Annotated in this window: 8 protein-coding genes; 4 read left to right on the top strand and 4 right to left on the bottom strand. The window is 68.4% G+C overall.

The window, feature by feature from the left end:
* Nucleotides 1-317: 317 nt before the first annotated feature.
* The gene (locus tag VJ655_RS03495; protein ID WP_324098302.1) at nucleotides 318-824 is read right to left on the bottom strand and encodes a DUF1993 domain-containing protein; all 507 of its coding nucleotides are present in this window, start codon (nucleotides 822-824) and stop codon (nucleotides 318-320) included.
* A 112-nt stretch (nucleotides 825-936) separates the two neighbouring features.
* On the opposite strand from VJ655_RS03495, the gene VJ655_RS03500 reads away from it, so the two are divergent.
* A complete protein-coding gene (locus VJ655_RS03500; RefSeq protein WP_324098304.1) occupies nucleotides 937-1,368 on the top strand; it encodes a CBS domain-containing protein in 432 nt (143 codons plus the stop codon).
* Nucleotides 1,369-1,456: 88 nt separating this feature from the next.
* Here VJ655_RS03500 and mdh read toward each other — a convergent pair whose 3' ends face one another.
* Nucleotides 1,457-2,419: a malate dehydrogenase gene (gene mdh, locus VJ655_RS03505; protein WP_324098306.1), complete on the bottom strand. Its 963-nt coding sequence runs from the start codon at nucleotides 2,417-2,419 to the stop codon at nucleotides 1,457-1,459.
* A gap of 134 nt (nucleotides 2,420-2,553) precedes the next feature.
* Here mdh and VJ655_RS03510 point away from each other — a divergent pair, with 134 nt between their 5' ends.
* Together VJ655_RS03510 and VJ655_RS03515 are read left to right on the top strand one after the other, a co-directional pair.
* Entirely contained in the window at nucleotides 2,554-3,612 is a 1,059-nt protein-coding gene (locus VJ655_RS03510) for a MaoC family dehydratase (RefSeq protein ID WP_324098308.1), read from the top strand.
* Nucleotides 3,605-4,030 (top strand): HIT domain-containing protein, encoded by a 426-nt coding sequence (locus VJ655_RS03515; protein WP_324098310.1) that lies wholly within the window; start codon nucleotides 3,605-3,607, stop codon nucleotides 4,028-4,030. The genes VJ655_RS03510 and VJ655_RS03515 overlap by 8 nt, the downstream gene beginning before the upstream one ends.
* 59 nt (nucleotides 4,031-4,089) lie before the next feature.
* Here VJ655_RS03515 and VJ655_RS03520 read toward each other — a convergent pair whose 3' ends face one another.
* Nucleotides 4,090-5,013 carry a hypothetical protein gene (locus VJ655_RS03520; protein ID WP_324098312.1) on the bottom strand — a complete coding sequence of 308 codons (924 nt, stop codon included), beginning with the start codon at nucleotides 5,011-5,013 and terminating at the stop codon, nucleotides 4,090-4,092.
* Between the two features lie 28 nt (nucleotides 5,014-5,041).
* Nucleotides 5,042-5,920, bottom strand: a complete 879-nt coding sequence (locus tag VJ655_RS03525) for a CoA ester lyase (RefSeq protein ID WP_324098315.1) — start codon at nucleotides 5,918-5,920, stop codon at nucleotides 5,042-5,044.
* A 131-nt stretch (nucleotides 5,921-6,051) separates the two neighbouring features.
* Here VJ655_RS03525 and VJ655_RS03530 point away from each other — a divergent pair, with 131 nt between their 5' ends.
* On the top strand, nucleotides 6,052-6,432 hold the full coding sequence (locus tag VJ655_RS03530; protein ID WP_324098317.1) for a DUF2237 family protein: 381 nt from the start codon (nucleotides 6,052-6,054) through the stop codon (nucleotides 6,430-6,432).
* Nucleotides 6,433-6,585: the final 153 nt, after the last annotated feature.

The raw sequence follows: 6,585 nt of genomic DNA on the forward strand, positions 1-6,585 counted from the left end.
CTCGCCGTCCTCGTCCGGATGGATCCTGGGCTACCAGGCCGGGGTCGTGACGGTGGAGGCGCTGCTGATAAAGCGCCGGAAGCCGGGGCTTATGGCTGAAAAAGCGCTAGGAGTCAAAAGAGACGCTCTCTTTTGCTCCTCCGCCCATCCAAACCCGCCTCCCCAGGCCTTGTGCCTGGGGTCCATCGTTCAGCCGGTGAGGCGACGATAGGCGCATGTCCACACGGATAGAGACCGCTGACCAGCGCCGAGCCTGGCTCGGCCATGGGTCCTCGCCACAAGGGCGAGGAAGGCTGTGCTTTGGGATTTGGGAGCGCTCAAGCCGTGCCCAGGAAGTCGCGCTTGCCGACCTCGACGCCGTTGTGGCGCAGGATCGCGTAGGCGGTGGTGATGTGGAAGAAGAAGTTCGGCATCGCCTGGCCCTGCAGATAGTCGAGACCGTTGAAGCTGTGGGTCTCGCCCCGGCGGACCAGCTGCACGTCACGGCTCTCGGCGCCGTCGAAGGCGGCGGGATCGAGACCTTCGACATAGGCGATGGCGCGGTCGACACGGGCGATCAGGCCCTCGAACGACGTCTCGACGTCATCCCAGGCGGGAACCTCGACCTGGGCCAGACGCGCGGCGCCGCCCTTGGCGAAGTCGGTGGCGATCTGCACCTGGCGGATCAGCGGGAACATGTCTGGATAGAGCCGCGCCTTCAGCAGGGCGTCCGGATCCCAGCCCTTGGCCTCGACGAGGGCGGCGGCCTTGGCCAGGACGCCCTTCAGACCCTTCAGGCCCTGGATGAATACGGGCGCGCTGGCCTGGTGCATCGAGATCGACATGGAAGCTCCACGAGAAAGAGATGCGCCTAGATAGGGGCGCGCATCGGCTGGAGGAAGCGGAACGGTTCGACCGGGCTGTGGGTTTTAGAGCCTCCAACCCAAGAGGTTCGCCATGAAAGTCAGTGACGCCATGACCAGCCAGGTCTCGGTCGCCCGTCCCACCGACAGCATCCGCAAGGTCGCCGAGACCATGGCCAAGGTCGACAGCGGCGTGGTGCCGGTGGTCGACGACGGCAAGGTCGTCGGCCTGGTCACCGACCGCGACATTGTCCTGCGCGTGGTCGCCGAGGGCCGCAGCTTCGACAGCCCGGTCTCGGAAGCCATGTCCGACGGCGAGGTGCTGAGCATGAAGGAGGACGACATCCTGGCCGACGCCACGGCCAAGATGGCCAACAACCAGGTCCGCCGCCTGGTGGTGCTGAACGAGGCCGGCAATCTGACCGGCATCCTGTCCCTGGGCGACGTCGCCAAGGACTACGGCGCCAAGCAGGTCGGCCGGACCCTGGAAGAGATCTCCCAGGAGCCGGGCGACGCCGCGCATTAAACAGAAACCTTCTCCCAGAGGAGAGAGATAAAAGAAAAGGGCGGCCCCGCGAGGAGCCGCCCTTCTCGTATCGCTCGAGCGCCGAAGCTTACTTCAGCGAGCTGTCGATGGCCTTGCAGGCTTCCATCAGGCCCTGCACCGACTCGACCGACTTGGCGAACATGGCCTTTTCGGCGTCGTTGGTCTCGAATTCGACGATCTTCTCGGCGCCGCCGGCGCCGATGACCACCGGCACGCCGACATAGAGGTCCTTCAGGCCGTACTGGCCGGTCAGGTAGGTGGCGCAGGGCAGGACGCGCTTCTTGTCCTTCAGGTACGAGGTCGCCATGGCGATGGCGCTCTCGGCCGGGGCGTAGAAGGCCGAACCGGTCTTCAGCAGGGCGACGATCTCGCCGCCGCCCTTGCGGGTGCGGTCGACGATGGCGTCCAGCTTTTCTTGCGTCAGCCAGCCTTGCTTGACCAGTTCCGGCAGCGGCAGGCCGCCGACCGTCGAGTGACGGACCATCGGGACCATGTCGTCGCCGTGGCCGCCCAGGGTCCAGGCGTGGATGTCTTCCACCGAGACGCCGGTGGCTTCGGCCAGGAAGTAGGCGAAGCGGGCCGAGTCGAGGACGCCGGCCATGCCGATGACCTTTTCCTTCGGCAGGCCCGAGAACTGCTGCAGGGCCCAGACCATCGCGTCGAGCGGGTTGGTGATGCAGATGACGAAGGCGTTCGGGGCGTGGGCCTTGATGCCTTCGCCGACGGCCTTCATGACCTTCAGGTTGATGCCCAGCAGGTCGTCGCGGCTCATGCCCGGCTTGCGCGGCACGCCGGCGGTGACGATGCAGACGTCGGCGCCGGCGATGTCCTCGTAGGCGTTGGCGCCCTTCAGGGCCACGTCCTTGCCGAACACGGCCGAGGCTTCGGCGATGTCGAGGGCCTTACCCTGCGGGGTGCCTTCGGCGATGTCGAACAGGATCACGTCGCCCAGCTCTTCGCGAGCGGCGATGTGGGCCAGGGTGCCGCCGATCATGCCGGCGCCGATAAGGGCGATCTTCGCGCGAGCCATGGGGTCTCCATCAAGGCTGTGGACAGTGGAATGTCGCGCGCGGTCTAGACCCGTCGCGTCCCGGCCTCAAGCCCCCTTTCCCGTTTCGCTGCACTGCGGCAAAGATGCGCCAACAAGGATAAGGAGCGCCAGGAATGACCCCCACGACGAGCAAGACCGACCCAGGTCATTTCTTCGAGGACTTCAAGCTGGGCCAGAGACTGGTCCACGCCACGCCTCGGACGGTCACGGCCGGTGACGTCGCGCTCTATACGGCGCTCTACGGTCCGCGCTTTTCGCTGTTCTCGTCGGACGAGTTCGCCCGGGGCTGCGGCCTTGTGTCCGCCCCGGTCGATCCGCTGGTCGCCTTCCACGTGGTGTTCGGCAAGACCGTGCCCGACATCAGCCTGAACGCGGTGGCCAATCTGGGTTACGCCGAGGGCCGGTTCCTGGCTCCGGTGTTTCCGGGCGACACCCTGACCGCCGTCTCCGACGTGATCGGGCTGAAGGAGAATTCCAACCGCAAGACCGGCGTCGTCTACGTCCGGACCACGGGCGTCAACCAGCGCGGCGAGGCGGTGCTGAGCTATGTGCGCTGGGTGATGGTCCGCAAGCGCGACGAGGACGCCGAGATCGCCGAACAGGCCGTGCCGACCCTGTCGACCGCCGTGGCTCCAGCCGATCTCGTCCTGCCGCCCGGCCTGGACTTCTCGGGTTACGACTGGTCCCTGGCCGGCGCCCCGCACGCCTTCGAGGACTATGCGATCGGCGAGAAGATCGATCACGTCGACGGCATGGCGGTCGAAGAGGCCGAGCATCAGATGGCCACCCGCCTGTGGCAGAACACGGCCAAGGTCCATTTCAACCAGTTCGAGCGGAGCCGCGATCCGTCGGGCCGGCGGCTGGTCTATGGCGGGGTGGTGATCTCGACGGCCAAGGCGCTGTCGTTCAACGGCCTGCAGAACGCCGGACTGATCCTGGCGATCAACGGCGGCCGCCATGTGAGCCCCTTCTTCGCCGGCGGCACGGTGTTCGCCTGGAGCCAGGTGCTGGACAAGGCCGACCTGGGCTCCGCCGGCGCCCTGCGCCTGCGGCTGGTGGCGACCAAGGACAGCCCTTGCGCCGAATTCCCCGACAAGGGCGGCGAAGGCGCCTACGATTCCGCCGTCATCCTGGACTTCGACTATTGGGCGGCGGTTCCCAAGCGTGGCTGAGTTCGTTCTCGACCCGGCCTTCGTGGCGACCTCGCACCTGGTCGCCGACCTGCCTTTGTGCGAGGCGCGGCTGCAGGACGATGTCCGCTATCCGTGGATCGTCCTGATCCCGCGCCAGCCGGGCCTGACCGAGATCGAGCAGCTCGACACCGGCCATCGCCTGCAGCTGATGGAGGAGATCGTCCTGGCCGGGGCCGCCGTCCGGGCGGTGGGCGCGGCCCTGGGGCTGGAGGTCGACAAGCTCAACATCGGGTCGCTGGGCAATGTCACGGCCCAGCTGCATGTCCACGTCGTCGGCCGTCATCGGAACGATCCGGCCTGGCCAGGACCGGTCTGGGGCCACAGCCCCGCCAGCCCCTACGGTCCCGACGCCTTGGCGGCCGCGATCACCGCGGCCGAGGAAGTGCTGGAGAACTAGAAGCGCGTAGGTTTAAGCGTGAGCGGTTAAACCGCTCGAATGCGCTCTAAGTATAAGATCTAGCGGCGCTTCTTCCGCGACGAGACCTTCTTCCCCTTGGCCTTGGAGGCCTTGCCCTTCTTGAGGGTCGAGGCCTTGCCCTTGCGGGCGGCGGCCGCGCACTTGGCCTTGGCCGCCTTCAGCGCCTTGCCCTTCTTGCCCTTGGTCGAGCAGACGGGCGCCGCGGCCGGGGCCGGGCGGTTGGCCGAGGCTCGCGGCGGCCAGACATAGGGACCGCGTCCCCGGGCCTCGTAGCCCGGCGGGGCCTCGGGCAGCAGGTGGTCGGCGACGACGGGCCGAATGGCGCCGTCCTCGATCAGCTCCCCCGTCCAGCGCCCGTCGGGGGTCGGGCGCAGGGTCAGGGTCGAGGTCTGGCCCTCCCGGGCGCCGAAGCGGGCCACCACGTCCTCGCCATCGCGCCGAAGCTCGTCGATCAGGCCGGTCGAGCCCACCGCCCCGGGGCGGCGCAGGTCCCGCCAGGCGCCTTCCAGCGTCCCGGCCCCACCGGCCTTGTCGACCAGCTGCAGGGCGTAGAGCCCCGCGCCGTCCGCGCCCTCGACCCGCCAGCCGCCGTCCAGCGGGCCTTGCAGGTTCTGGGCGGCGGCGATCGAGCCGCGCACCCGCATCTCGTAGACCTGCTCGGCCGGAACCGGCGCGCCTGGCAAGGCCGGCGCCGACGATTCCGGCGGCGGGATCGGCAGCAAGGTCGGTTTGTGCCGAGGGGCCGGCTTGGAGGCGGCCTCGGCCTGCTCCTCGTCCACGCCCTGATCCTGGCCCGATTGGGCGATCAGGTCGGCCAGCGGATCAAGGGCGGGAGGAACCTGGGCGGTTGGGGCGGCGGAGACAGTCTGGGGCGGGCTCGGGGGCGCGGGCGTCGTCGCCGGGCTCTGCTGCGCCAGCGCCGGGCTGGCGGCCAGGAGGACGGAGAAGACGATAACCCGCATTCGCAACCTTCAACCGCCCCTCTAGGTCCTAGCCGCGCGCGGCGATCGCCTCGGCCACGGCGACCAGACGCTCGGCCTGCGCCAGATGCAGACGTTCGGCCATCTTGCCGTCGACCCGCAAGGCGCCTTTGCCAGAATTTTCGGGCGCGTTGAAGGCCGCGATCACCGCGCGGCTCCAGGCAATGTCCTCGGGCGAGGGCGAGAAGACCCGATTGCAGATCTCCAGGTGCTTGGGATGGATCAGCGTCTTGCCGTCGAAACCGAAGTCGACGCCCTGCACGCAGACGGCCTCCAGCGCCGCCAGATCCTCGATGTCGTTGTGCACCCCGTCCAGGATCGTCAGGCCGTGGGCCCGGGCCGCGGCCACCGACAGGGTCAGCAGCGGCAGGAACGGCGCGCGGTCGGGCGTCTGGCGGGCCCGCATCTCCTTGGCGAAGTCGTTGACCCCCATGACCCAGGCCGACAGCCGGGTGCCGTGCGAGGCCTCGGCGATCTCCCACAGGTGGAAGGCGGCCTTGGCCGTCTCGATCATGGTCCACAGCCGCGTGGCGGGCGGGGCGCCGTTCAGGTGCTGGTCGTAGAGACGCACGTCGGCGGCGTCGCCCACCTTGGGCACCAGCACCGCGTCGGGGCCGGCCTCGGCCGCGGCGGCCAGGTCCTCGGCGCCCCAGGGGGTGTCGATGCCGTTGACGCGGATCACCACCTCGCGCGCCCCAAAGCCGCCGGCCTTGACCGCCGCCACCGCCGCCTCGCGGGCCGCCGGCTTGGACTCGGGCGCGACGGCGTCCTCCAGGTCCAGAATGATGACGTCGGCGTCCAGGGTGCGGGCCTTCTCGACCGCCTTGGCGTTCGAGGCGGGCATGTAGAGGGCGCTGCGGCGCGGGCGATTGGGAATGGCGGTGGTCATGGAGCTCCCCGGCTTTGTTTTCTGCGTTACGCCAATCTTAGCATTGCTGCGCCGCAGCAAAAGCCTTCCCCGTAGGACAATTGACGGGATAATCGCCTTGGCGCCTCTCGGGTTCGGCGTAGGATCATCCCATGACCACGCGGTACGACAATAACGCCAAGAACGTCCTGGGCGGCGAACTCGCCGCCTGTTCGATGAATCCGGTCACCGGTTTCTACCGCAATGGCTGCTGCGAGACGGGGCCGCACGACCTGGGCCTGCACACCGTCTGCGCGGTGATGACCGACGATTTCCTGGCCTTTTCCAAGACCCGGGGCAACGACCTGTCGACCCCTCGCCCCGACCTGGCCTTCGGCGGCCTGAAGGCCGGCGACCGCTGGTGCCTGTGCGCGGGCCGCTGGAAGGAAGCCCTCGACGCGGGCATGGCGCCCCAGGTCGTGCTGGAGGCGACCCACGAGGAAATGCTGGCGATCGTGCCGCTGGGCGTCCTGAAGGACCACGCCACCGCGTAGACATGGCTTTCCCGCCTCACGCGGCTGACCGCTGAAGGGATGGAAGGGACGCGGAGCGCCGGACATCCGTCCGGAGGTTTGGGTAGTGAGTACCGTTTCGACGAAGCCAGGACGCTCCGCGTGGTTCGTTATCCGGTGAGCCAGCGGGGCGCG

Source organism: Caulobacter sp., from assembly GCF_035254145.1.
Classification (GTDB): domain Bacteria; phylum Pseudomonadota; class Alphaproteobacteria; order Caulobacterales; family Caulobacteraceae; genus Caulobacter.